This is a genomic window from Pseudarthrobacter sp. TE9888 (genome assembly GCF_056279345.1).
The window spans coordinates 296,246-321,091 of record NZ_JBWBRD010000002.1 but is presented as its reverse complement, the minus strand read 5'-3'; the positions used below and the strand labels follow the sequence as shown (position 1 = coordinate 321,091).

Annotated in this window: 21 protein-coding genes and 1 tRNA gene; 16 read left to right on the top strand and 6 right to left on the bottom strand. The window is 67.2% G+C overall.

The features are described from left to right. The first annotated feature begins 50 nt into the window (after positions 1 to 50). Entirely contained in the window at positions 51 to 1,640 is a 1,590-nt protein-coding gene (locus ACZ9J7_RS02045) for a CYTH and CHAD domain-containing protein (RefSeq protein ID WP_476206594.1), read from the top strand. A 13-nt stretch (positions 1,641 to 1,653) separates the two neighbouring features. On the opposite strand, the gene ACZ9J7_RS02040 is transcribed toward ACZ9J7_RS02045, so the two are convergent. Then, the gene (locus ACZ9J7_RS02040) at positions 1,654 to 3,090 is read right to left on the bottom strand and encodes a PucR family transcriptional regulator (RefSeq protein ID WP_476206592.1); all 1,437 of its coding nucleotides are present in this window, start codon (positions 3,088 to 3,090) and stop codon (positions 1,654 to 1,656) included. Positions 3,091 to 3,258: 168 nt separating this feature from the next. Here ACZ9J7_RS02040 and ACZ9J7_RS02035 point away from each other — a divergent pair, with 168 nt between their 5' ends. After that, a complete protein-coding gene (locus tag ACZ9J7_RS02035; protein ID WP_476206590.1) occupies positions 3,259 to 4,689 on the top strand; it encodes a gamma-aminobutyraldehyde dehydrogenase in 1,431 nt (476 codons plus the stop codon). An 88-nt stretch (positions 4,690 to 4,777) separates the two neighbouring features. Further along, the gene (gene gabT, locus ACZ9J7_RS02030) at positions 4,778 to 6,148 is read left to right on the top strand and encodes a 4-aminobutyrate--2-oxoglutarate transaminase (protein ID WP_476206589.1); all 1,371 of its coding nucleotides are present in this window, start codon (positions 4,778 to 4,780) and stop codon (positions 6,146 to 6,148) included. Between the two features lie 76 nt (positions 6,149 to 6,224). Here the strand turns inward: gabT and rarD are convergent, their stop codons facing one another. Further along, a complete protein-coding gene (rarD, locus tag ACZ9J7_RS02025) occupies positions 6,225 to 7,247 on the bottom strand; it encodes an EamA family transporter RarD (protein ID WP_476206587.1) in 1,023 nt (340 codons plus the stop codon). A gap of 104 nt (positions 7,248 to 7,351) precedes the next feature. Between rarD and ACZ9J7_RS02020 the strand changes: the two genes are divergently transcribed. The 9 genes from ACZ9J7_RS02020 to ACZ9J7_RS01980 all read left to right on the top strand — a co-directional run bounded on the left by ACZ9J7_RS02020 (position 7,352) and on the right by ACZ9J7_RS01980 (position 18,065). Then, the gene (locus ACZ9J7_RS02020) at positions 7,352 to 8,347 is read left to right on the top strand and encodes a DNA topoisomerase IB (protein ID WP_476206585.1); all 996 of its coding nucleotides are present in this window, start codon (positions 7,352 to 7,354) and stop codon (positions 8,345 to 8,347) included. Positions 8,348 to 8,392: 45 nt separating this feature from the next. Beyond that, a complete protein-coding gene (locus tag ACZ9J7_RS02015) occupies positions 8,393 to 9,853 on the top strand; it encodes an FAD-dependent oxidoreductase (RefSeq protein WP_476206583.1) in 1,461 nt (486 codons plus the stop codon). Between the two features lie 40 nt (positions 9,854 to 9,893). Beyond that, positions 9,894 to 10,499 (top strand): TetR/AcrR family transcriptional regulator, encoded by a 606-nt coding sequence (locus tag ACZ9J7_RS02010; protein WP_476206581.1) that lies wholly within the window; start codon positions 9,894 to 9,896, stop codon positions 10,497 to 10,499. Next, positions 10,499 to 11,773, top strand: coding sequence for a glycosyltransferase (locus ACZ9J7_RS02005; RefSeq protein WP_476206579.1), 1,275 nt, complete (start codon positions 10,499 to 10,501; stop codon positions 11,771 to 11,773). The genes ACZ9J7_RS02010 and ACZ9J7_RS02005 overlap by 1 nt, the downstream gene beginning before the upstream one ends. An 81-nt stretch (positions 11,774 to 11,854) precedes the next feature. Continuing rightward, positions 11,855 to 13,198, top strand: coding sequence for a GAF domain-containing protein (locus ACZ9J7_RS02000; RefSeq protein WP_476206577.1), 1,344 nt, complete (start codon positions 11,855 to 11,857; stop codon positions 13,196 to 13,198). A gap of 136 nt (positions 13,199 to 13,334) precedes the next feature. Then, positions 13,335 to 14,858 (top strand): acetaldehyde dehydrogenase ExaC, encoded by a 1,524-nt coding sequence (exaC, locus tag ACZ9J7_RS01995; protein WP_476206575.1) that lies wholly within the window; start codon positions 13,335 to 13,337, stop codon positions 14,856 to 14,858. Between the two features lie 39 nt (positions 14,859 to 14,897). Beyond that, a complete protein-coding gene (adhP, locus tag ACZ9J7_RS01990; protein WP_476206573.1) occupies positions 14,898 to 15,920 on the top strand; it encodes an alcohol dehydrogenase AdhP in 1,023 nt (340 codons plus the stop codon). Then, entirely contained in the window at positions 15,920 to 16,327 is a 408-nt protein-coding gene (locus tag ACZ9J7_RS01985) for a DUF779 domain-containing protein (RefSeq protein ID WP_476206571.1), read from the top strand. Before adhP ends, ACZ9J7_RS01985 begins: the two co-directional genes overlap by 1 nt. Before the next feature lie 175 nt (positions 16,328 to 16,502). Further along, on the top strand, positions 16,503 to 18,065 hold the full coding sequence (locus ACZ9J7_RS01980) for an APC family permease (protein ID WP_476206569.1): 1,563 nt from the start codon (positions 16,503 to 16,505) through the stop codon (positions 18,063 to 18,065). 118 nt (positions 18,066 to 18,183) lie between these two features. Here ACZ9J7_RS01980 and ACZ9J7_RS01975 read toward each other — a convergent pair whose 3' ends face one another. The 3 genes from ACZ9J7_RS01975 to ACZ9J7_RS01965 form a co-directional block, all read right to left on the bottom strand. Next, entirely contained in the window at positions 18,184 to 18,819 is a 636-nt protein-coding gene (locus ACZ9J7_RS01975) for a DUF2461 domain-containing protein (RefSeq protein ID WP_476206567.1), read from the bottom strand. Between the two features lie 161 nt (positions 18,820 to 18,980). Then, the gene (locus ACZ9J7_RS01970) at positions 18,981 to 20,477 is read right to left on the bottom strand and encodes a catalase (protein WP_476206565.1); all 1,497 of its coding nucleotides are present in this window, start codon (positions 20,475 to 20,477) and stop codon (positions 18,981 to 18,983) included. Positions 20,478 to 20,484: 7 nt separating this feature from the next. Then, positions 20,485 to 20,970 carry a Fur family transcriptional regulator gene (locus tag ACZ9J7_RS01965; protein ID WP_476206563.1) on the bottom strand — a complete coding sequence of 162 codons (486 nt, stop codon included), beginning with the start codon at positions 20,968 to 20,970 and terminating at the stop codon, positions 20,485 to 20,487. 80 nt (positions 20,971 to 21,050) lie between these two features. On the opposite strand from ACZ9J7_RS01965, the gene ACZ9J7_RS01960 reads away from it, so the two are divergent. Together ACZ9J7_RS01960 and htpX are read left to right on the top strand one after the other, a co-directional pair. After that, the gene (locus ACZ9J7_RS01960) at positions 21,051 to 22,322 is read left to right on the top strand and encodes an MFS transporter (RefSeq protein WP_476206561.1); all 1,272 of its coding nucleotides are present in this window, start codon (positions 21,051 to 21,053) and stop codon (positions 22,320 to 22,322) included. A gap of 28 nt (positions 22,323 to 22,350) precedes the next feature. Then, positions 22,351 to 23,217, top strand: coding sequence for a zinc metalloprotease HtpX (gene htpX / locus ACZ9J7_RS01955; protein ID WP_476206559.1), 867 nt, complete (start codon positions 22,351 to 22,353; stop codon positions 23,215 to 23,217). Positions 23,218 to 23,384: 167 nt separating this feature from the next. Here the strand turns inward: htpX and ACZ9J7_RS01950 are convergent, their stop codons facing one another. Next, positions 23,385 to 23,876: a YajQ family cyclic di-GMP-binding protein gene (locus tag ACZ9J7_RS01950; RefSeq protein ID WP_141159686.1), complete on the bottom strand. Its 492-nt coding sequence runs from the start codon at positions 23,874 to 23,876 to the stop codon at positions 23,385 to 23,387. Positions 23,877 to 24,061: 185 nt separating this feature from the next. On the opposite strand from ACZ9J7_RS01950, the gene ACZ9J7_RS01945 reads away from it, so the two are divergent. Together ACZ9J7_RS01945 and ACZ9J7_RS01940 are read left to right on the top strand one after the other, a co-directional pair. Continuing rightward, positions 24,062 to 24,316: a hypothetical protein gene (locus ACZ9J7_RS01945; protein WP_387557798.1), complete on the top strand. Its 255-nt coding sequence runs from the start codon at positions 24,062 to 24,064 to the stop codon at positions 24,314 to 24,316. A 165-nt stretch (positions 24,317 to 24,481) separates the two neighbouring features. After that, positions 24,482 to 24,563: transfer RNA gene (locus ACZ9J7_RS01940), tRNA-Tyr, on the top strand. Positions 24,564 to 24,846: the final 283 nt, after the last annotated feature.

The following is a 24,846-nucleotide window of genomic DNA, read 5'->3' as shown; positions in this document are numbered from 1 at the left end:
ACGGATGGTCGGAGGGCCTGGCGCGGGCCAGGCAGTGCGGAAGGACGGCTGTGGAAGCTTCCCGGGGACTCGAGATTGAGAAGAAGTACGACGTCGACGCCGGTGCCGTGGTGCCGGCCCTGGAGCAGGCCGCCGGGGTTGCCCGGACCGGCGCGCCGCACACCGACCTGCTGGAGGCCGTCTACTTCGACACCCCCAACCATGCCCTGGCCGCACGCCGCATCACGCTCCGCCGCCGCACCGGCGGGAAGGACGCCGGATGGCACCTCAAGCTGCCGCCGGGGGGTGGCGACCAGGCAACGGGGGAGGGCGTCCAGCAGCGTACGGAACTGCACGCCCCCCTCGGCCGGCCCGATGCCGTCCCCGACGCCCTGCTGACCCACCTTCTTGCGTACCTCAGGGGCGCCGTTCCGGTGCCTGTCGTGCGGCTGGACACCCGGCGCACCACCTACCCCCTGTATGGGGACGACGGTCTCCACCTCGCCGACCTCGCCGATGACCAGGTCACCGCTGAACGGCTGGCCGGCGGAGCCAGCGCTGCGCGGCAGGAATGGCGCGAGTGGGAGCTGGAGCTGGTCCACGGGAAGCCTGACCTTTTCGGCCCCGTTGGGGAACTGCTCACGGCTGCCGGCGCCAGGCCGGCCGGGCACGCTTCGAAGCTGGCGCGTGCCCTGGGCCCTGGTACCAAGGCGGGAAAGCGTGTCGCCGCAGGGGACGCTGCCGCCGACAGCCAAAGTGCCCCCGCCCTGCTGGCCGGGAAGCGGGCCCCGGCGGCCGCCGTCGTCACCGTCTACGTGGCGCAGCAGGTCGACGCGATTCTTGCGGGCGACGGTGCCGTCCGGCTGGAGGAACCGGAGGCGGTGCACAACATGCGCTCCGCCACCCGCCGCATCCGCTCGGTCCTGGCAGCCTATGCCAAGCTCTACCGGGCAGCGCCGGTGCGCAAGCTGCGGACCGAACTGAAGTGGCTGGGCCAGCTCCTGGGCCAGCCACGCGACGCCGAGGTCCTGCGGGCGCAGCTCCGCGGGCAGCTGGGTGGACTGCACTCCGCGGACGGAGTGGAAGCGGCCACGTCGAGGGTGGAACAGCGCACGGGCGCGGACTACGACGCCGCGTACCGCCTCCTGCAGGAAGCCCTGGGGACGGAGCGTTACTTCCGGCTCCTGGACATGCTTGAGGATTTCCGTGACAACCCGCCGGTGCGCGCCGACTCGGTGGCGCCGGGCCGGCGGGCGGCCGCGAAGGCAGTGGACAAGGCCGCCAAGCGGCTGCAGCGCTCCCGTAAAGCGGCCAAGCGCGCACGGCGCGGAAGGGAGCAGGAACTGGCGCTCCACCGGGTGCGCAAGGACGCGAAGCGGCTGCGCCACGTGGCTGAATCAGCAACACTGGTGCACGGCAAGCGTGCGGGCAAGGTGGCCAAGGCCGCCCACCGGCAGCAGAAGGTCCTGGGCCAACACCAGGACGCCGTAGTGGCCCGCGACCTGCTGGCCGCCATCGCGGCGGAGTACGGCGAACCCGCGACGGCGGGCATCTACGCGGAGCTGCTCAGCCTGCAGGAGGAACGGATGGCGGCGGCACAGGCCGGGTACCGGAAGGCCTGGAAAAAATCGCGCGACCTGTTCAGCCACGGCGTACTCTGACGCTGTCCCGGCCCTATTTGCCCTGCCGCGCCGACAGCCGGGCCACCGCCAGGGCGAGCCAGAGCTGCACCCGGTCCGCCGTGACCGCGGGGTCGTAGCCGGTCAGCTCCGTGATCTGCGCCAGCCTGTACCGGACAGTGTTGCGGTGCAGGGTGAGTTCCTCCGCCACCGCGGCCACCGAGCCGTTGTTGTTCAGGTAGCTTTCCAGCGTGGCCATCAGTTCGGACCCGTGCGCGGCGTCGAACGAACGCAGGGGATTCAGGGACTCGTGCGCCATGTCCGCCAGCGGTACGTCCTCGCTGGCCAGCAGCAGCGACGTCAGGCTCAGCCGCTCCGGTTCGTTGACCGGCAACCCATGGCTGGCAGCATCCCGGGCTTCGAAGTAGCTCCAGCGCAGGCCGTTCGGCTTGGTGTACGCCCCGCCGATGCCGATCGTGGCGTGGATGCCGGCTTCGGCGAGGTGGTCGCTGAGCCTCCGCGCCAGCGACGGCGCCGTCCCACCGTCGTCATTGACCACCAGCACCAGGTCCTTGCCCACGACGGCGGCAACGGCCTTCTCCAGCTCCTGCGGCACCGAGGTGCTCCCCAGGGCCTTCCCGTGGGCGGCCGACACGGCCAGCAGCACCACGTTCTTGCGGGTGCTGTTCACCCCCACGCCCGCGAGTCGGCGCTGCGCCTCGCTGGTCTCCAGCGCCCCGTGGATCACGTCCTCCAGCACCTGCCCGCACAGGGCGCGCTGGGCCTGGCGCTGCTTGACCATGTTGTTGAGCTCCACGCTGATCAGGTTCTGCGCGTAGCCGATGATTCCCGTGTCCTCGAACGGCTGGCGCACCCACAGCGTGCAGGCGTCCCGCCGTCCCGTGGGCACCGGATAGCTGGCCCAGGTGTCGGCCGACGGGTGGGCGCTGCCGCTGTTGTACAGCTGGGCCGTGAACTGGGTCAACGCAGTGTCGGTGCGCAGCATGCCGCCGAGGTTCTTCAACAGTTCCGCGAGCCCGCCGCCGGTCAGCAGCGCCCGGGCCAGGACCTGGTGCCCGGCGATCAGGCGTTCCAGCTTGGCGTAGTGGTCCGCCGACTGGGCATCCGCCACCAGCTTGGTGATGGCGATGAACGGCGTCTCGTACGGCACTTCCACCACGGGCAGGCCCCAGCGGTTGGCCTCGGCCAGGAGGGCCGGCGGCACCGTCTCGTGTGACAACCCCACGCCGAATCCGATGCCCACCGCGCCCGCCCGCTGCACCTGCCGCACAAAGCGGCGCTGCTCCGGGGCCGAACGCAGGCGCAGGCCGGTGGTGAGCACCAGCTCGCCGCCGTTGAGGAACCGCTGCGGATCCTCCAGTTCGGTGACGGCAACCCAGTTAATGTCCTGGTTCCAGGTTGTCTCCGCCACCCCGGCCTTGGCCAGCTTCAGGGAGGACACGCCCACCAGGGCAGCGAGGGAAATGGCCATGAAGCAAGGATAAACGTGAGCTGGGCAACCGCACTAAACCCTCCAAACAAGGGTGTGCAGGTGGCTATTCACCCCGCTTGGGCGCTGGCATAGGCTCGAGGCAGTTCCATCCATCCGTCCCGGGTTCCGTCCGGCCGCCGATGGCCCTTACGAAAGAGGTTGCACACCGTGGTCCAAACCTTGCAGAACTTCATCAATGGGAAGTTCGTCACCCCTGCCGGCACCGCCCTGCTGGACGTGGTCAACCCCACCAACGGAGAAGTGGTGGCCCAGGCCCCCGTTTCGGTGCAGGCCGACGTGGACGCGGCCATGGCCGCCGCCAAGGACGCCTTCCGGACCTGGAAGCACGTGACCCCGGGCCAGCGCCAGCTGATGCTGCTCAAGCTCGCCGACGCCATCGAGGCCAACAGCGACGAACTCGTCGAAGCCCAGCACCGCAACACCGGCCAGGTCCGCTCGCTCATCGCCTCCGAGGAAGTGGCAGCCGGCGCCGACCAGCTGCGCTTCTTCGCCGGCGCCGCCCGGATCCTGGAAGGCAAGTCCGCCGGGGAGTACTTCGAGGGGCACACTTCCTATGTCCGCCGTGAACCGATCGGCGTGGTGGCCCAGGTGGCCCCGTGGAACTACCCCTTCCTGATGGCCATCTGGAAGATCGGTCCCGCGCTCGCGGCCGGCAACACCGTGGTTCTCAAGCCTTCCGATACCACCCCCGAGTCCACGCTGGTCCTGGCGCGCCTGGCCGGTGAAGTCCTGCCCGCGGGTGTCCTGAACGTGGTGCTGGGCACCGGCGAAACCGGCGCCATGATGGTGGAGCACAAGGTCCCCGGCCTGGTGTCCATCACGGGCTCTGTCCGCGCGGGGATCGCGGTGGCCTCGGGTGCCGCCAAGGGCCTCAAGCGGGCGCACCTGGAGCTCGGCGGCAAGGCCCCGGCCATCGTGTTCGCCGACGCCGATATCAAGAAGAGCGCCGCGGCCATCGCCGAGTTCTCGTTCTTCAACGCCGGCCAGGACTGCACGGCCATTACCCGCGTGCTGGTGCAGGATTCCGTGCACGACGACGTCGTGGCGGCCATGGTGGAACACACCCGGACCCTGCACACCGGCTCGCAGAACGACGAAGACAACTACTTCGGCCCGCTGAACAACGTGAACCACTTCAACGCCGTGACCTCCGTGGTGGAGAACCTGCCGGCCAACTGCCGGATCGAAACCGGCGGCCACCGCGCGGGGGAGAAGGGCTACTTCTTCGAACCCACCATCATCACCGGCGCCAAGCAGACCGACGACGTGGTCCAGAAGGAAACCTTCGGCCCCGTCATTACCGTCCAGAAGTTCAGCACCGAGGAAGAAGCGGTGGAACTTGCCAACGACGTTGACTACGCCCTGGCCTCCAGCGTCTGGACCACCAACCACGGCACCGCCATGCGCCTGAGCCGCGACCTGGACTTCGGTGCCGTCTGGATCAACACCCACATCCTTCTGACCGCCGAAATGCCGCACGGCGGCTTCAAGCAGTCCGGCTACGGCAAGGACCTCTCCATGTACGGCGTGGAGGACTACACGCGCATCAAGCACGTGATGTCCGCCCTCGACGCCTGACCCCGCCTCCTGACCAATTCCCCGGTGGTTGAGCTTGTCGAAACCCCGGGTTCGACAAGCTCAACCACCAGCAAGAGAAAGTAACGCCATGACCACCACCGCATCAGACATCACCTTCCGCCTGGAGCAGAAGCGCAACGTCCAGGCCGACTTCCCGGGCCCCAAGTCCGTGGCACTGACCGAGCGCCGCAAGTCAGTGGTGGCTGCCGGCGTCGCTTCCAGCGTCCCGGTCTACGTTGCCGACGCCGACGGCGGCATCATCCACGACGTCGACGGCAACTCCTTCATCGACCTGGGCTCCGGCATCGCGGTGACCAGCGTGGGCGCGTCCGATCCCGCCGTCGTCGGTGCCGTCAAGGAAGCCGTGGAGCACTTCACGCACACCTGCTTCATGGTCACCCCGTACGAAGGCTACGTGGCCGTCGCCGAGCAGCTGAACCGGCTCACCCCGGGCGACCACGAAAAGCGCACCGTCCTCTTCAACTCCGGCGCCGAGGCAGTGGAGAACGCCATCAAGGTGGCCCGACTGGCAACCGGCCGGGACGCCGTCGTCGCCTTCGACCACGCCTACCACGGCCGCACCAACCTGACCATGGCACTGACCGCCAAGGCCATGCCGTACAAGACCAACTTCGGCCCGTTCGCACCCGAGGTCTACCGGATGCCCATGAGCTACCCGTACCGCGAGGAAAACCCCGCCATCACCGGTGCCGAGGCCGCCAAGCGCGCCATCACCATGATCGAGAAGCAGATCGGCGGGGACCAGGTTGCCGCGATCATCATCGAGCCCATCCAGGGCGAGGGCGGCTTCATCGTCCCGGCCGAGGGCTTCCTGCCGGCGCTGGCCGCCTGGGCCAAGGAGAAGGGCATCGTCTTCATCGCCGACGAGGTCCAGTCCGGCTTCTGCCGCACGGGTGAATGGTTCGCCGTCAACCACGAGGGCGTCATCCCGGACATCCTGACCATGGCCAAGGGCATCGCCGGCGGCATGCCGCTGTCCGCCATCACCGGCCGCGCCGACCTGCTGGACGCCGTGCACCCGGGTGGCCTGGGCGGCACCTACGGCGGCAACCCGGTGGCCTGTGCGGCTGCGCTGGCGTCCATCGGTTCCATGGAGGAGTACGACCTCAACGGCCGTGCCCGCCACATCGAGTCCATCGCCATGGCGCGCCTGCAGGAACTGCAGTCCGAACTGGCCGCTGCCGGTACCGGCGTGATCGGCGATGTCCGCGGCCGTGGCGCCATGCTCGCCGTCGAACTTGTCCAGGCCGGTTCCAAGGAGCCGAACCCGGAGCTGACCAAGGCTGTTGCCGCCGCCTGCCTGAAGGAAGGCGTCATCATCCTCACCTGCGGCACCTACGGCAACGTCATCCGCCTGCTGCCCCCGCTGGTCATTACCGACGAACTGCTCGCCGACGGCCTGGAAGTCCTCGCCGCCGCCATCAAGGCCAACGCCTAGCCAGGACGGCTTTACCCGCAAGACCAGGAGGGTGGGCCCGCAGCTGCGGGCCCACCCTCCTAGGCTTAACCGTTGGTCAGGCGGCCTGCCGGAGCGCTGCCCTGCGGGCCAGGGAGTTCCGGCGCGTGGTCCGCAGCATGTCCACGGTCAGCAGCAGCAGGGCCAGCCACACCACGCCGAACCCGATCCAGCGTTCAACAGTCATGGCCTCCCGGAACACCAGCAGCGCCACCAGGAACTGCAGGACGGGAGCGAAATACTGCAGCAGGCCGATGGTGGTCATGGGCAACCTCCGCGCCGAGGCGCCGAAGAAGAGCAGCGGAACGGCGGTGATTACGCCGGATGCCAGCAGCAGCCAGAAGTGCCCCGACCCCTGGGACGTGAGCGTGGAGCTTCCGCTCGCGGCCAGGACCACCATGGCGACGGCGGCCAGCGGGGCGAGCACCATGGTCTCCACGCTCAGGCTGGTGATGGCGTCCACCCTCGATCCCACCCGGTTCTTGACGAAGCCGTACAGGCCGAAGCTGAACGCCAGGGTCAGGGCGATCCACGGCAGTTTCCCGTAGGAGTAGGTGAGGACGCCCACCGCCACGAAGCCGACGCCGACGGCAGTCCACTGCAGCGGCCGCAGCCTTTCCTTCAGGACCAGCACCCCCAGCAGCACGGAGACCAGCGGGTTGATGAAATACCCCAGGGACGTCTCCACTGCCTGCCCCGTTGTCACGCCGTAGGTGTAGGTCAGCCAGTTGATGGCGATCAGGAACGCCGCCAGCGCCAGGGAACCAAAGACGCGCCGGTCCTTCAGCGCCACCGCGAGCACGCCCCACGACCTGGTCACCGTGATCAGCAGGGCGCAGAACAGCAGCGACCACACCACGCGGTTGGCCACGATCTCGACGGCGCCCGCCGGCATCAGGATGAAGAAGTACAGCGGGAGCATGCCCCACAAAACGTACGCGCCGATGCCGAACAACAGGCCCGCCATGGATTCCTTGGCGGGGGCAGGGGCCGCCGGTGACTTCGCCGCCTGCGGCGGCGCTGTGGTCGGAGCAGCAGGGGTAGCGGGGGACGTTCCTTTTGGCATGGGCACGAAGTCCATAACAGCAGGCTCCGGGCAGGTATTCCAGCAGGTGGGCGTGGATTCCGGAAAATAGTCAGTAGGCTTGCTTTCATGACATGTGTCCGTTTCCCGGAGCCTGCCCCGTGAGGCTCCGCCGCAGCAACGCCTCGGGCCGCGGCTACCGCAGGGTCGCCGCCGGCAAGGGCTTCAGTTACCGGGACCTCGATGGCTCCACCCTGCCGCCGGGTCCCGTCCGGGACCGGCTGGAAAGCATTGGCATCCCGCCGGCCTGGACCGACGTCTGGATCGCCCCCTTTGACAATGGCCACATCCAGGCGACCGGCGTGGACGCCGTGGGGCGGCGCCAGTACATCTACCATCCCGAGTGGCGCGAGCGGAAGGACCGGGTGAAATTCGACCGGTCCCTCCAGTTGGCAGAATCGCTGCCCGCCGCCCGGCGGCTGGTCACCATGGACCTGCGCGGCGAAGGCTTCTCCCGGGAGCGTGTCCTGGCCGCGGCGTTCCGGATGCTGGACAGTGGATCCCTGCGGGTGGGCTCGGAGCGGTACACGAACGAGAACGGCAGCCGGGGCCTGGCGACCCTGTTGTGCGCCCACGTCCAGGTGCGTAAGGACCGGATCCTGCTGCGCTTCCCGGCCAAGAGCGGCAAGGACTGGGAATCGGAAATCCGCGACGCCGACCTCGCCGCCCTCCTGCGCCTGCTCAAGCGGCGGGGGTCCAATGCCCGGCTCCTGGCCTACAAGGAGGGCAGGACCTGGCGCCCGGTCACCAGCGCGGACATCAATGCCTACGTGAAGGAACGGACTGGCTCCGACTTCACCGCCAAGGACTTCCGGACCCTTCGCGGCACGGTGGCAGCGGCGTCCAGCCTGGCCCGGACCGGGGTCCAGCGGACTGCCGCCAAGCGGAAGCGGGCCATCAGCCGCGCCATGTACGACGCAGCGGAGACACTGGGCAACACTCCCTCCATCGCCCGCAAAAGCTACGTGGACCCGCGGGTGCTGGACCACTACCACGACGGCGAAACCATCGACCCGAAGCGCCTGGACTCGGCGGAGTCAGAACTCAGGGCGCTCCTGTACCGCGAAGGCAAGGTGGTGGCCCTGGCCGCCAACTAGAATGGGGGACTGTGCGCTGCACCCAGCGGCGCACCCTCATGAAATATGAGCAGGACCAGTTCAGAAGGGTTCCCGGTGTCCAATCACAGCGAAACCGCCGCCAACCGTCCCCTCCGCGTCGCGATCGTCGGCGCGGGACCGGCAGGAGTCTATGCTGCGGACATCCTCACCAAGTCCAGCGGGGTGAAGGACGGCGACTTCCAGGTCAGCATCGACCTCTTCGAGGCCTACCCGGCGCCCTACGGACTGATCAGGTACGGCGTTGCGCCGGACCATCCCCGGATCAAGGGCATCGTCAACGCCCTGCACAAGGTCCTGGACCGCGGCGACATCCGTTTCCTGGGCAACGTGACCTACGGCCGGGACCTCACGCTGCACGATTTCCGGGCTTTCTATGACGCCGTGATCTTCTCCACCGGCGCCATCAAGGACGCCGACCTGGACATTCCGGGCATCGATCTGCGCGGCTCTTTCGGCGGCGCCGATTTCGTGTCCTGGTATGACGGCCACCCGGACGTGCCGCGGGAGTGGCCGCTGGAGGCGAAGGAAATCGCGGTGATCGGCAACGGCAATGTGGCCCTGGACGTAGCCCGCATGCTGGTCAAGCACCCCGAGGAACTGCTCACCACCGAGATCCCGGACAACGTCTACCAAGGCCTGAAGGCGTCCCCCGTCACGGACGTCCACGTCTTCGGCCGCCGCGGCCCCGCCCAGGTCAAGTTCACCCCGCTGGAGCTGCGGGAACTGAGCCACATGGACGACGTGGATATCGTCCTCTACCCCGAGGATTTTGAATTCGACGACGCCTCGGACGAGGCCATCCGCACCAACAACCAGGTCAAGACCATGGTGAACACGCTGACCAACTGGCTGGTGGAGGAACACGCGGAGTCGGAGAACCCGTCGTCCCGCAGGCTGCACCTGCACTTCCTGCACAGCCCGGTTGAAGTGCTCGACGACGGCACGGGCAAGGTGGGCGGCATCAAGTTCGAGCGCATGCAGCTGGACGGGACCGGCAACGCCAAGGGCACGGGGGAGTACGTGGAGTACCCGGTCCAGTCCGTCTACCGGGCCATTGGCTACCACGGCTCCGCACTGGACGAACTGGAGTACGACGCCAAGCGGGGCGTCATCCCGAACGAGGGCGGCCGTGTCCTGGATTCCGACGGCAACCCTGTGCCCGGCATCTACGCCACGGGCTGGATCAAGCGCGGCCCCGTGGGCCTGATTGGCCACACCAAGGGCGACGCACTGGAGACTATCGGCTTCCTGCTGGAGGACCGGTTGAACCTCCCGGCAGCCAAGAACCCGGACCCCCAGGCCATCATCGACCTGCTCGAAGAGCGCGGCATTGAGTTCACCACGTGGGAAGGCTGGAACAAGCTCGACGCCCACGAGGCGGGCCTGGGTGCCGCCTGGACCGGACCCGAGGGGCTGGACCATGTGGTCCGCGAACGCATCAAGGTGGTGCCGCGCGAGGAGATGATCCGCATCTCCCGCGGCTGACCCCTACCCCTGGCGGACTATTCGAGTTAGTCTCATTAACATGAATATGGCCGGGGCCGGAACCCGTCCCTACAGCTCCCCAAAACGGGCCACCTCCGCGCAGGAAACCGGGCGGCGGATCCTGCAGGCCACCGAAAAACTGTTCATGGAGGTCCCGCTCGCCGATGTCACGCTGGGCGCGGTGGCGGCCCGCGCGGGCGTCACCGTGCAGACCGTCATCCGCAGGTTCGGGGACCGCGGAGGCCTTATCGATGCCACCGCCCAGGCGGCGGCGGCCAGGGTGGACCGCCAGCGCAACTCCGTCCCTCCCGGCGACGTGCCCGCCGCCGTCGGCAACCTCCTGGAACACTACGAAACCACCGGCGCGCTTGCCTTGAAGCTGCTCGCCGAGGAACAAGCCTCTCCCGTCCTGGCGGAGATCACCGCGGGAGCGCGCCGCCTGCACCGCGATTGGTGCCGCCGCGTTTTCGCCCCCTACCTTGACCCGCTGAAGGGCAGCCCAAACCACGACCGCCGGCTGGCCCAGTTCGTCGCCCTCTGCGACGTCTACACCTGGAAGTTGCTGCGCCTGGACGCCGGGCTCAGCCGCGACCAGGTGGCCCACTCCCTGCTCGAAATGCTGGAACCCTTCACGCGGAGGCCCTGATGTCCACCGTCCTTGCCTACACCTCGCCCGCCATCGGCCATCTCTTCCCCATGGTTCCCCTGCTCGGGGAACTCAGGGCCCGCGGGCACGACGTCCATGTCCGCACCCTTCCCGCCTACGTCCCCTTACTGCGCGGGCTGGGACTCCACGCCGAACCGGTGGACGCCCGGCTGCTCGACATCGAGTCCCGGGACTACGGCGCAAGGTCCACCAAGGCCGCCCTTGCCCTCAGCGTCGAAACGTTTACCAGCCGCGCCCGTTTCGACGCGCCTGACCTGCAGCAGGCTATTGCCGACGTCGGCCCCGACCTGCTGCTCATCGACATCAACGCGTGGGGCGCCCGGGTCCTCGCTGAATCCTCAGGACTGCCGTGGGCCACCTTCAGCCCCTACACTCCGCCGCTGCAGTCGCGGGGGACCCCGCCGTTCGGGCCGGGACTGGCTCCCATGCCCGGCCCGCTGGGCGTCGCCCGGGACGCAGTGGCGCGGCGCCTGGTCATCGGCGCGGTCGAAAAGCTGATGCTGCCGCGGATCAACGCCCTCCGGGCCGAGGTCTCCGGCGGCATGCTTCCCCCGGTGAGCGGCGCCGACTCCATGTTCCGCACGGCGCCCCTGATGCTGGTGGCCACTGCCGAGCCGTTCGAGTATCCCCATCCGGACTGGGCCCCTGACGTGCGGATGATCGGCGCACTCGCATGGGAGCCGCCGGCCGAACCTCCGGCATGGCTCGGCGAGGCCACCCACCCCGTGGTCCTGGTGACCACGTCCTCCGAGTACCAGGCGGACGAAGCCATTGTCCGGACCGCCCTGGCCGGACTTGCCGGGGAGCCCTTCACCGTCGTCGCCACCCTCCCTGCAGCCCAGGCGGGCTCGGCAGGCGCCGCCAAAGCCGCCGGCACGGACCAGTTCGGGCCACTGCCGGCCAATGCGCGGCTGGAGCATTTCGTCCCGCACGGGCCTGTCCTCGAGCGGGCAGCGGTCGCCATCACCCACGGCGGCATGGGGGCCACGCAGAAGGCGATGGCACAGGGAGTGCCCGTGGTGGTGGTTCCGTTCGGCCGCGACCAGCACGAGGTGGCAGCGCGGGTGGCAGCAGCCGACGCCGGGGTGCGGCTGAGCCGGAAAAACCTCACCCCGGAGCGGCTCCGGGCAGCCGTCCACCGGGCCCTGGGCAAGGCGCCGGGCGCGGGACGTGTCGCCGCCGGGTACGCCGCGGCCGGGGGAGCGGCGGCCGGGGCGGATGCGCTGGAGGAACTGGTCCGGGTGCGCCGGTGACACGGGGGTGCTGTCCAGCTATGCTGGCTGGGCTACCTTCCAGCCCTGCCTCGCCGGACAAGACTCCGGAACGGGAGTTCAATGACGAACCTGCTCCACCCTGAACCGCGCCAGCGTGCCGCGCTGGCCGGCCACGAGCGCCTCGGCTCGGACCCCGGCAACCTCACCCCCGAGATCCCCGGGCTGCGCAACCTCATCAGGGAGTCCTGGCAGCGCTCGGCGGGCTTTAAGGCCAACCCTGACAATGCGGCCGCGCCGCTGGCCCTCGACTGGGACCAGCTGGAGGACTACCGGCGGCAGCATCCCCTGGCCGCGATCATGCCGGTCATCAACAAACTCCTGGTCCAGCCCAGCCATGACAGCGGGCTCCTGGTTGCGGTGGGTGACGAGGTGGGCAGGCTGCTGTGGGTGGATGGCGACCCTACCCTCCAACGCCGGGCCGAAGGCATGATGTTCGTCCCCGGCGCCGACTGGTCCGAGGCCAGCGTCGGCACCAGCGCTCCGGGCACCGCCCTTGCCCTGGGCAGGGGCATCCAGATCGCCGGCGCCGAGCACTACCAGCGGGCAGTCCACCCCTGGAGCTGCACCGCCGTCCCCTTCCATGACCCCGACTCAGGTGCCGTGCTCGGCGTCGTGGACATCACCGGGACGGCCACCGCGGTGGCGCCTCACACGCTGTCGCTGGTGGAGGCCACCGTTGCTGCCGCCCAGGCGCAGCTGCGCGTGGAGCGCCTGCAGCTTGCGGCGGAGCTCGCCAGGAAACCTGTACGACGACGGTCCCCGGCCGCCGCCGCCAGGCAAGGCCCGGGCGGCGTCGAAGGCAGCCTCTACCGGAACAGCCTGCAGTTGCTGGGGCGCGACCAGGCCTTGCTGAGCCTGGGCGGCAGGACCGTTTCCCTGTCCGCGCGGCACAGCGAGATCCTGGCCCTGCTGAGCGCGCATCCGGAAGGGCTCAGCGCCGAGGAACTGGGCTTGCTGTTGTACCCGGGGGAGGGCTCCACCATCACGCTCCGGGCCGAGATGGTCCGGCTGCGCAAGGTCATCCAGCAGCTGAGTCCCGACGCTGTCCCCGGCTCCCGCCCGTACAGGCTCCCACTGGACCTGGTGCCGGATACCGGCCAGGTGCTCAGCTGCCTGCAGCGCGGTGCGCACCGCATCGCCCTGGAGATCTACCGCGGCGAGGTGCTTCCGCGCTCGGAAGCGCCAGGCATCCTCGACCTCAGGAGCAGGGTGTCCTCCCTGCTCCGGGAAGCGGTCCTCACGGACGGCAGCGCCGAGTCCCTGCTCAAGTACGCTGCGCTCCCGGAGGCAAGGGACGACGTCGTCATCCGCCGCGCCGCGCTCCGCCTCCTGCCGCCGCGCTCACCCAAGCGGGCCGCCGTCGTCGCCGACCTGGAACGGCTGGAAGCCGAACTCCGCGCCTGAAACCCGGCCCCGCCTGCACCCGATGTGACCTGCGTCGCATCGTTGCAACCTTGCTGCAACCTCCCCGCTCCTACGCTGGCTTCATCGGCGAACGCCCCTACGGGCCAGCCTTCTGCACAGCAAAGGAGCTAAGCACATGACCGTTTACGCACAGCCGGGAACCGACGGTTCGAAGGTCACCTTCAAGGACCGCTACGAGAACTGGATTGGCGGCGAATGGGTGGCCCCGGTGAAGGGCCAGTACTTCGAGAACATCACCCCGGTGACGGGCAAGGCGTTCTGCCAGGTGGCCCGAGGCACCGCCGAGGACATCGAGCTCGCCCTGGACGCGGCACACAAGGCCGCACCATCCTGGGGCAAAACCTCCGTGGCGGAACGCGCCGCCATCCTGAACAAGATCGCCGACCGCATCGATGAGAACCTCGAGATGCTCGCCGTGGCCGAAACCTGGGACAACGGCAAGCCCGTCCGGGAAACCCTCAACGCCGACCTGCCGCTGGCCTCGGACCACTTCCGCTACTTCGCCTCCGCGGTCCGCGCCCAGGAGGGCAGCCTGTCCCAGCTCGATGACAACACCACCGCGTACCACTTCCACGAACCCCTCGGCGTGGTGGGCCAGATCATCCCCTGGAACTTCCCCATCCTGATGGCCGTCTGGAAACTTGCCCCCGCGCTCGCCGCCGGCAACACCGTGGTGCTCAAGCCCGCCGAGCAGACGCCGTCGTCCATCCTGGTGCTGATGGAACTCATCGGGGACCTGCTGCCCGCCGGCGTGGTGAACGTGGTCAACGGCTTCGGCGTGGAAGCAGGCAAGCCGCTGGCCTCCAGCTCCCGGATCCGGAAGATCGCCTTCACCGGTGAAACGACCACCGGCCGGCTGATCAGCCAGTACGCCAGCCAGAACCTCATCCCCGTCACCCTGGAACTGGGCGGCAAGAGCCCGAACATCTTCTTCAACGATGTTGCCCAGGAAAACGACGCCTTCTACGACAAGGCCCAGGAGGGCTTCGCCCTGTTCGCCTTCAACCAGGGCGAAGTGTGCACCTGCCCCTCGCGGGCCCTGATCCAGGAAGACATCTACGACTCCTTCATGGCCGATGCCGTGGCACGGGTGGAAAAGATGATCCAGGGCAACCCGCTGGACACCGACACGCAGGTCGGCGCCCAGGCCTCCAACGACCAGCTCGAGAAGATCCTGTCCTACATCGACATCGGAAAGCAGGAAGGTGCCAAGGTGCTCACCGGCGGCGCGCGGGCCGAACTCCCCGGCGACCTCGCCGGTGGATTCTACGTCCAGCCCACCGTGTTCGAAGGCCACAACCGGATGCGGATCTTCCAGGAGGAAATCTTCGGCCCCGTGGTGGCCGTGACCCGGTTCAGCGACTACAACGACGCCATGGGCATCGCCAACGACACCCTGTACGGACTGGGCGCCGGCGTCTGGTCCCGCAGCGGCAACGTAGCCTACCGCGCCGGCCGCGAAATCCAGGCCGGCCGCGTCTGGGTCAACAACTACCACGCCTACCCGGCAGGTGCCGCCTTCGGCGGCTACAAGTCCTCGGGCATCGGGCGTGAGAACCACGCCATGATGCTGGACCACTACCAGCAGACCAAGAACCTGCTGGTGAGCTACGACGAAAACAAGCTGGGCTTCTTCTAGGCCAGCCCGTACCACTACAACGACGCAAGGATTTCGCCAATGACGACGACAATGCAGGCAGCAGTAGTAACCGAATTCGGCACCGACCTCAAGGTCAAGGACATCGCCATTCCCCAGCCGGGGCCCGGACAGGCCCTGGTCAAGGTCCTGACCACCGGCGTCTGCCACACCGACCTTCACGCCGCGGAAGGCGACTGGCCGGTCAAACCATCCCCTCCGTTCGTTCCCGGCCATGAGGGCGTGGGTGAAGTGGTGGCCCTGGGCGACGGAGTCTCAGACCTCGCGATCGGTGACCTGGTGGGCAACGCCTGGCTGTGGTCAGCCTGCGGTGACTGCCAATACTGCCGCACCGGGTGGGAAACACTCTGCGAGGCGCAGCAGAACGGCGGCTACAGCGTGGACGGCTCCTTCGGCGAATACATGCTGGTGGACTCCCGGTTCGCGGCCCGCATACCGGCGGGATCCGACCCCGTCGAGGTGGCGCCGGTGCTGTGCGCCGGCGTCACCGTCTACAAGGGCCTGAAGATGACCGAGACCCGGCCCGGGCAGTGGGTCACCATTTCGGGTATCGGTGGCCTTGGGCATATTGCCGTGCAGTACGCCGTGGCCATGGGGCTTCGTGTCGCCGCCGTGGACATCGCCGACGACAAACTGGCCCTGGCCAAGGCCCACGGCGCCGAACTTACGGTCAACGCGCTGCACGAGGACCCGGCAGAAGTGATCCAGCGGGAAACAGGAGGCTGCCATGGAGTGCTGGTTACGGCGGTGCACCCGTCGGCGTTCGGCCAGGCCATTGGCATGGCCCGGCGCGGCGGAACCATCGTGTTCAACGGACTGCCCCCGGGGGACTTCCCTGCTCCGATCTTCGAGATTGTGCTCAAGGGCCTGACCGTCCGCGGTTCCATCGTGGGCACCCGGCAGGATCTTGAGGAGGCTCTGGACTTCTATGCCCGGGGAAAGATCCACCCCACGGTCTCCGTGCGGGAGTTGTCCGAGGTCAACGCAGTGTTCGATGAGATGAAGCACGCCAAGATCGACGGCCGCGTGGTGCTGAGGTTCTGATGCCCGCTGAAGCGTTGGCTGCCGCCGTGACGCTGCCCGGGGAAGACTTTTCCCGGGTGGCGCTCACGCCGGCTGCCGTGGACCTGCTCCGGATGCTGTGGGACAAGCATGGACCGCTCATGTTCCACCAGTCCGGCGGCTGCTGCGACGGGTCCTCACCCATGTGCTATCCGGCCGGGGACTTCATCACGGGTGATGCGGACGTGTTGCTGGGGCTGTTCGACCTGGCGGATGGGCTGCAGCCCCGGCCACTGGAATTCTGGATGTCCCGGGAGCAGTTCAGCTACTGGAGCCACACCCACCTGACCGTCGACGTCGTACCGGGCCGGGGCAGCGGCTTTTCCGTTGAAGCGCCTGAAGGTAAACGCTTCCTGATCCGGTCAACGCTGATGGACTGGCCGTCCTAGGAAGTTCGACCAACAACCCCTCGGGGCTCTCCAATCGGAGGGCCTCGAGGGCGTTCGCAGAAGAATGTTCGGCTATAAGGGTGTCTCACTATTCGGGACGATTGGGACCGTCCAGTGGATGGACAGTATCGTTGATAGGTCTGTTTCCCTCACAAACCAGGATTGTGACCCCCTAATGAACCTTCTGCGGACAAAATCCATCGAGCAGTCGATCGCCGACGCCGATGAGCCCGGACGCAAGCTCAAGCGTTCCCTCAGCACCTGGGACCTCATGATCATGGGCGTCGCCGTTGCTGTCGGCGCCGGTATCTTCTCGGTCGGCGCCAAGGCCGCCGCCAACTTCGCAGGTCCCGCCGTGACGCTCTCCTTCGCCATCGCCGCGGTCACCTGTGCGCTGGCCATCATGTGCTATGCCGAATTCGCCACGGCCATCCCCGTGGCCGGCTCCGCCTACGTCTTCACTTACGCCACCATGGGCGAACTCCTTGCCTGGATTATCGGCTGGAACCTGATCCTCGAACTGTTCACGGCCGCTGCAGTGATCGCCAAATACTGGGGCATCTACCTCAGCAAGGTCTTTGCGCTCACCGGCCTGGACGTGCCGCCGGCCATCTCGCTGGGCGGCGTGGACCTCTACTGGGGCGCGTTCCTGATCGTGGCCATCTTCACGGTGCTGCTGGTGCTGGGCACCAAGCTCTCCGCCCGCGTGGGAAACATCTTCACCCTGATCAAGATCGCCGTGGTGCTGTTCGTGATCGTGGTGGGCTTCACCTACGTGAAGTTCGAAAACTACACGCCGTTCGTTCCGGCAGCTGAGCCCACGGCCGGCAATGGCGCCGCGGACGTCCTGAAGCAGTCCTTCTTCGGCTTCCTGACCGGCGCCGCCCCTGCCCAGTACGGCACCATGGGCATCTTCGCCGGTGCCGCCCTGGTGTTCTTCGCCTTCATCGGATTCGACGTGGTGGCCACGTCCGCCGAGGAAGTGAAGAACCCGCAGAAGACCCTGCCCCGCGGCATCTTCGGCGGCCTGGCTTTGGTGACGCTGCTCTACATCCTCGTGTCCCTGGCCCTGACCGGCATGGTGTCCTACACCCAGCTGGCTGAAGCCAAGAGCCCCACCCTCACCACCGCCTTCGAAGCCGTGGGCGACACCTCGGCCGCCAAGGTTATCGCCTTCGGTTCCCTGGTGGGCCTGACCACCGTGATCATGGTGCTCCTCATGGGCCTGTCCCGCGTGGTGCTGGCCATGAGCCGCGACGGACTGCTGCCCAGGGCGCTCTCCAAGACCAGTGACAAGCGTTCCACTCCGGTCCGCCTCCAGATCATCTGCGGCGCAGCGGTTGCGCTGGTGGCCGGCCTGACCAATGTGGACCTGCTCGAGGAAATGATCAACATCGGCACCCTGTCGGCGTTTGTTGTGGTCAGCCTGGGCATCCTGGTGCTCCGCAAGAAGCGCCCGGACCTGAAGCCAGCGTTCCGTGTCCCGTTCGGCAAGGTGGTCCCCATCGTGTCTGCCGTGCTGTGCCTGTACCTGATGACCAACCTCGCCGTGGAAACCTGGATCTTCTTCGGTTTCTGGCTGGTGCTGGGCCTGGCCATCTACTTCGCCTACGGCCAGCGCCACTCGCGGCTCAACGAGCGCTTCGCGGAGGCGAACGCGTCGGTCAACGGCACCCCCGGTTCCGCTCCCGGCAAAGCCGTGGAGCCCGACGACGAGGATGAGCTGAGCCGGACCTGACGGCCGGCCGCACCAGCTGCTGAACTGCCCGCCCGGCCTTTGCCGGGCGGGCAGTTGCGTTTACGGACCTTCATCGTTTGCCACCCGGCGCCCCGGCGCGGCTGCTGCGGTGTTCCGGTTACGGCGCCGCGTACCGGCCCACCCATTCCACGAGCGGCCGCAGCTGCCGCCACCGTTCCGCGATCCGGTCCTTCGCGGCGGGCGTTGACACCCACTCCGGCTGGCCCACCTCGACACCCGCGGACAGCGATTTGTGCTTGAGCAGCTCGGCGCGGGGATGGTCTTTATCGAAACCGCGCGGGACGGTCTTCAGCTTCTCGCCCTCAATGGCAAAACCGGCACCTGCTACGGCTCCCACAATCTCCTGCAGGGCAGCGCCGCTGGCGGAAGCATCGGCGGCCGCGCGGAACCGTGCCAGCTGGGCGGGAGTATGGGAGTGGTAGCCGCCGCCGATCAACAGACCATCGGCGTTGACCTGGAGATAGAAACCCACGCCCTCCTGGCGCGCGGCGAAGGCTCCCTGGGCGGTCTTGTACGGTGACTTGTCCAGCGAAAAGCGGATGTCCCGGTTGGGGCGGAAGAGCTTGGCAGGTCCGAACTCGGGCTCCAGCTCGGAGAGCAGGAGGGTGAGCGGCTCCTTGACCGATGCGTCATACGTTGCCTTGTGTTCCAGCCACCAGTCGCGGTTGTTGTTGTCCTCCAGCTGCGCGTAGAAGCGGAAGGCTTCCGGGGGAATGCCTGCGAAAGTGTTCATGTACGGAGCCTAGGACCGCCGCGCGTAACCAGCCAGATCCCCGGTGCCATATGTGCACAATCCCCGGCGCCATCTGTGCACAACCGGGACCGGACAGCAGAACACCCCGCCACGTAGGTCCGTGGCGGGGTGTTCTTCAGTTCAGCCGGCAGGAAGCCTGGTCAGCCGATCTTGTTGGCGGACTCAGCATCCGAGGCGGGCGCTGACGGGGCAGCCACCGTGCCAAGGTTGGCGCGGAGCTTGGCGCCCAGCTCGGCGTCGACGTTGGTCCAGTACTGGATGGCACGTTCCTTGATGTCGGAGCGCTTCACGCCGCCCACGGCGCCAGTGATCGTCTCCAGGAAGCGGGCCTTTTCACCTTCGTTGTAGACCTCGCGGTACAGCGCGCCGGCCTGGACGAAGTCGCCGTCCTCGGCGTGGAGGGAGTGCGCGGCGAGGGTCAGCTCGCCGTCGTTCTCCCAGCCGCCCGCAGCGTTCTGCGGCTCAACGGCAGCCGGGCCGCCAAAGGTGTTGGGGGCGTAGACCGGAACCGAGGGGGCGTTGAACAGGAAGCGGCCCTGTCCGTCCTGGCTGTAGTTGTTGACCTGGTTCTTGGGCTGGTTCACCGGGATCTGGGCGTGGTTGGTGCCCACGCGGTAGCGGTGTGCGTCCGCGTAGGAGAAGATGCGGGCCTGCAGCATCTTGTCCGGGGAGGCGGCGATGCCGGGCACGAAGTTCGACGGCGCAAAGGTGGCCTGCTCGATCTGCGCGAAGTAGTTCTCCGGGTTCTTGTTCAGCTCCATGGTGCCCACCTTGATCAGCGGGTAGTCGCTGTGCGGCCACACCTTGGTCAGGTCGAACGGGTTGAAGCGGTAAGTCTTGGCGTCCTCGTACGGCATGACCTGGACGTGCAGGTCCCAGGACGGGAAGTTGCCGGCTTCGATGTTTTCGGACAGGTCGCGGATGTAGAAGTCCGCGTCCGAGCCGGCAAGCTGTTCGGCCTGCTCGGAGCTCATCGAGTTCACGCCCTGGTTGGACTTGAAGTGGTACTTGACCCAGAAGCGCTCGCCTTCGGCGTTGATCCACTGGTAGGTGTGCGAGCCGTAGCCCTGCATTTCGCGCCAGGAGGCGGGGAGGCCGCGGTCACCCATCAGCCAGGTGACCTGGTGGGCGGACTCGGGGGACAGGGTCCAGAAGTCCCACTGCATGTCGGCGTCGCGCAGGTGGGTGCCCGGCAGGCGCTTCTGGGAGTGGATGAAGTCCGGGAACTTGATGCCGTCGCGGATGAAGAAGACGGGGGTGTTGTTGCCCACGAGGTCGTAGTTGCCCTCGGTGGTGTAGAACTTCACGGCGAAACCGCGGGGGTCGCGCCAGGTGTCCGGGGAACCGTTCTCGCCGGCCACGGAGGAGAAGCGGATCAGCATTTCGGTCTCAACACCGGGCTGCAGGAACGCTGCCTTGGTGTACTTGGAAATGTCCTCGGTGGCCTTGAACGTGCCGAATGCGCCGCCGCCCTTGGCGTGCACTACGCGCTCCGGAACACGCTCACGGTTGAACTGGGCGAGCTTTTCCACCAGGTAGTGGTCAGTCAGGATGATGGCACCATCGGCACCAACTGACTTCGAGTGTGCGTCGGACGTAACCGGTGCACCTGACTGGGTTGTGGAAACGGCAGTCATTGTTCTCCTATTTCTCTTTTACTTGCGAGGGACTGTGGGGAGGAAGCTGTTGGGCCTGCTGGCATTCCTGGCAGATGCCCTGGTACATGACGTCGGCGATCTGGATGGTCATCGGCTTGGCGTCCGGGTTCCAGTGCGGCGTCAGGCAGGGGGCGTGGCCGACGGCGCAGTCCACGTCCTCCACGCGGCCGCAGCTGATGCAGATGGCGTGGTGGTGGTTGTCGCCCACGCGCGTTTCATACAGGGCGGGGGAGTGTGGCGGCTCGAACCGGCGCAGCATGTGCAGGTCCGTCAGGTCGCCCAGGACCACGTAAACGGACTGGGCCGTGAGTTCGGGCAGTTCCGTGCGGGCGGCGGCGAGGATGCTTTCGGCAGGGGAATGGGGGTGGCGTTCGACGGCGGCGAGTACAGCGAGCCGCTGCTTGGTCACCCTGCGGCCGTGGGCGCGCAGGGCTGCAGCCCACGTGTCCTGGCCGTCAAAGTGCTCCGTCATGGCTCCATTGAAACACTTATTATTAATAACTCACAATAAGGCTCGGCTTACCTTTCCTCGCTGCCCGCTAGTGTTGCGGGGTGGGGAAAATACTTGCCGATGTCACGCCGCTCAAGGAAAGCCCCGCATTCCGCCGGCTGTGGCTGGGATCGGCAGTGTCCGCCGTCGGCAGCCAGCTGACCCTGGTGGCGGTGAGCCTGGAGGTGTACCGGCTGACCCAGGACAGCTTCTATGTGGGCCTGCTGGGGATCTTTGCCCTGGTGCCCCTGGTAATTGGCGGCCTGATGGGTGGGTCCATCGCGGACGCGCACGACCGTCGCCGCATCGCCCTGCTTGCCTCCACCATCCTCTGGCTGACCACCGGGCTGATCGCGCTGCAGGCCTGGGTCCAGTTGGGCAACGTGTGGGTGCTGTATCTTCTGGTGGCACTGCAAAGCGGTGCCCAGGCCATCAACCAGCCGGCCCGCAGTGCCATTATCCCCATGCTGATCCGGAAGGAACTCCTGCCCGCGGCCAACGCGCTGAGCATGCTGTCCCTGGGCCTTGCGATGACCGCCGGTCCACTGCTGGCCGGAGTCCTGGTGGCCTGGGTAGGGTTCGGCTGGACGTACACCATCGATTTTGCGAGCTTCGCGTTCGTCCTGTGGGCTGTGTACCGGCTGCCGCCGATGCCGCCGGCCGGCACCCGCAGCAAGGTGGGCATCCGTTCCGTGGTTGAAGGTTTCCGCTTCCTGGGAACGCGGCCCAACCTCCGGATGACCTTCATCATCGACCTCGTGGCCATGGTCCTTGCCCAGCCGCGGGCCCTGCTTCCCGCCATTGCCGCCCTGATGATCGGCGGCGGTGAGGCCACCGTGGGCATCCTGCTGGCCTGCACCGCCGTCGGGGCCTTCCTGGCCGGCCTGTTCTCCGGGCCGCTGGGCAGCGTGCGCCGCCAGGGGACCGCCGTCGTGGTTTCCGTCATGGGCTGGGGTGCGTCCATTGGCGCGTTCGGCCTGGTGGTGCTCCTCGCGGGGCCGGCGCCGGATGGTGCGGTGACCCTGTGGCTGCTGCCTGCCGCCGCCTGCTGCGCGCTGGCCGGGATAGCCGACTCCATCAGCAGTGTCTTCCGCAACACCATCCTTCAGGCCGCCGCCCCGGACCACTTGCGCGGACGGCTGCAGGGCGTGTTCATTGTGGTGGTGGCCGGCGGGCCGCGGATCGGTGACCTGCTGGCCGGCGGCGCGACTAAGCTTTTGAGTGAGGGCTGGGTCCTGCTGGTTGGCGGTGCGCTGTGCATCGCGGGGGCATGGCTGGCGGCGAAACTGCAGCCCGGTTTCCGGAAGTACGATGCCCGGAACCCGGTGCCCTAGCAAGCCGTTCCTTAAGCAAGGAGGAAACGTGCACAACCATCACAACGGCCTGAAGACCGCGGCACTGTTCGGCGTGCTGTGGGCGGTGCTCCTGGGCCTGGGCGGACTGATCGGTGTGGGGACCCGCAGTTCCGCGCCCATCTGGATCATGGCGCTGGTCGGCGTCGGCACCACGTTCTACGGGTATTGGAACAGCGACAAGATCGCCATCCGCTCCATGCAGGCCTTCCCGGTGACCGAAGCCCAGGCGCCGCAGCTGTACCAGATTGTCCGCGAGCTCTCCACGCGTGCCAACCAGCCCATGCCGCGGATCTACGTCTCGCCCACCATGAACCCCAACGCCTTCGCCACCGGCCGCAACCCGCAAAATGCCGCCGTCTGCTGCACTGAGGGCATCCTGCAGCTCCTCGATGCCCGCGAACTCCGCGGTGTCCTGGGCCACGAGCTGATGCACGTGTACAACCGCGACATCCTCACCTCGTCCGTCGCGGCCGCCGTCGCCGGCGTGATCACTTCGGTGGGGCAGATGCTGCTGTTCTTCGGTGGCGGCGACCGGCGCAACGCCAACCCGCTGGCCATGATCGCCATGGCTTTGCTGGCACCCTTCGCGGCATCACTGATCCAAATGGCCATCTCCCGCACCAGGGAGTACGACGCCGACGAGGACGGGTCGCAGCTCACGGGAGATCCGCTGGCGCTCGCCTCAGCCCTGGCCAAGATCGAGCGCGGCGTCAGCATTGCCCCGCTGCCGCAGGACCAGCGGCTGGTCAACGCCTCCCACCTGATGATCGCCAACCCGTTCCGCGGCGGTGCCATTAACAAGCTGTTCGCCACCCACCCGCCCATGCGGGACCGGATCGCCCGGCTGGAGCGGATGGCGGGCCGGCAACTGTAGCCGGGACCCCGCCGTCGGACGCCCGAGTGGCGGCACGCACCTGCTCTGCCGACGCGCATATTCGCCCGTGACACGCAAAAAGGCTGGCGCACCCCGAAGTTGAGGTGCGCCAGCTTTCATGCGTGTCATCCAGCTTTATGCGCGTCGAGAACGACGGCGGGGGAGGACTAGCTGCGGAAGTTCACAAACTGCAGGTCCGCTTCCTCGAAGTCCTTCAGCAGGGCCATGGTGGCCTGCAGGTCGTCGCGGGACTTGGAGGACACGCGCAGTTCGTCGCCCTGGATCTGCGACTTGACCGACTTGGGTCCTTCGTCGCGGATGAGCTTGTTGATCTTCTTGGCCAGGTCCTGGGCAATGCCTTCCTTGATGGAGGCTTCCAGGCGGTACTCCTTGCCCGAGGCGTAGGGTTCCCCCTCGTCCAGGGACTTCAGCGATATGCCGCGTTTGATCAGCTTGGACTGGAAAACGTCCAGGACGGCCTTGACGCGCTCTTCGGAGTTGGCCTTCATGAGGATCTTCTCGCCGCTGAAGTCGATCTCGGCGCCTACGCCCTTGAAGTCATAGCGCTGGGCGATTTCCTTCTGGGACTGGTTGAGCGCGTTGGCCACTTCCTGCTTGTCCACTTTGCTTACGACGTCGAACGTTGACTCGCCTGCCATGACTCTCCTTTGTTGATGGGAGCCCCGTGCGGATACAGGGCCTGGATCACTGGCATCCAGCCTAATACGGATGCCCGGGCCGGTGGGGGCGGCCCATTCACAGTTCCCTCTCAGCGGACGCACCGCGGGAACGAAGGACGGCTGGCCAGAGTTGGAGCAGATGTGCCGCAGTTGAAGGGAACACCATGCACCGCAAAGCCGCCCGTTACGTTACCCGCACGACGACAGCAGCAGCAGGGGCGGTGGCAACGGCGGCGTCATCGGTGGCCGCCGCTGCCGTGGCGGCCTCGATTGTCTTCAGCCCTGTGGCCGACGCCTCATCCCGGATGGATGGCGTGCGTGCAGACCTGCAGCGTGCCGTGCAGCTGAACCAGATCACCGAGGAGCAGGCCCTGAGCTTCGAAGCCAAGCTGGCGGGACGGATCCTGGGGGAGGCCTGAGGGCCGAAATTCCGCGCCGTTCTGCTGGTTTTGTGGCCGTGGCGCCCCCGATTCGATTCTTCGCCGGAAGTTCTGTAAAGTTGTCTTGCCCGCGGTTACTGAAGCGGAAAGGACCGGAAACGTTCCTTCCGAACACTGCATCGGCGGGTACTTCTTTTGAAGTTCGGCAGATTACCCGAGCGGCCAAAGGGGGCTGACTGTAAATCAGCTGGCAACGCCTACGGGGGTTCGAATCCCTCATCTGCCACCCAAGGAAAAGCCTCCGGAACCACCAGGTTCCGGAGGCTTTTTCGTTGCCGCATCGGACGCCCCATCACTTCCCGCCCCAACTCCGGGAACGCGCCATCACTTCCTGCAGGGAATCTGCCAACCCGCCATCACTCCGGCGTAGCCCGCTGACCGCGGGGCACTTTAGCCACGGCAGGACGCCGTCGTGCTTCCCTTAGGTGGTGGGGCGATGGTGGGAAAGCGGCCAAAGGTGATGGGGCGTTTAGAGGGACGCCAAGCAGGCTCTATCCGCCGTCGACACC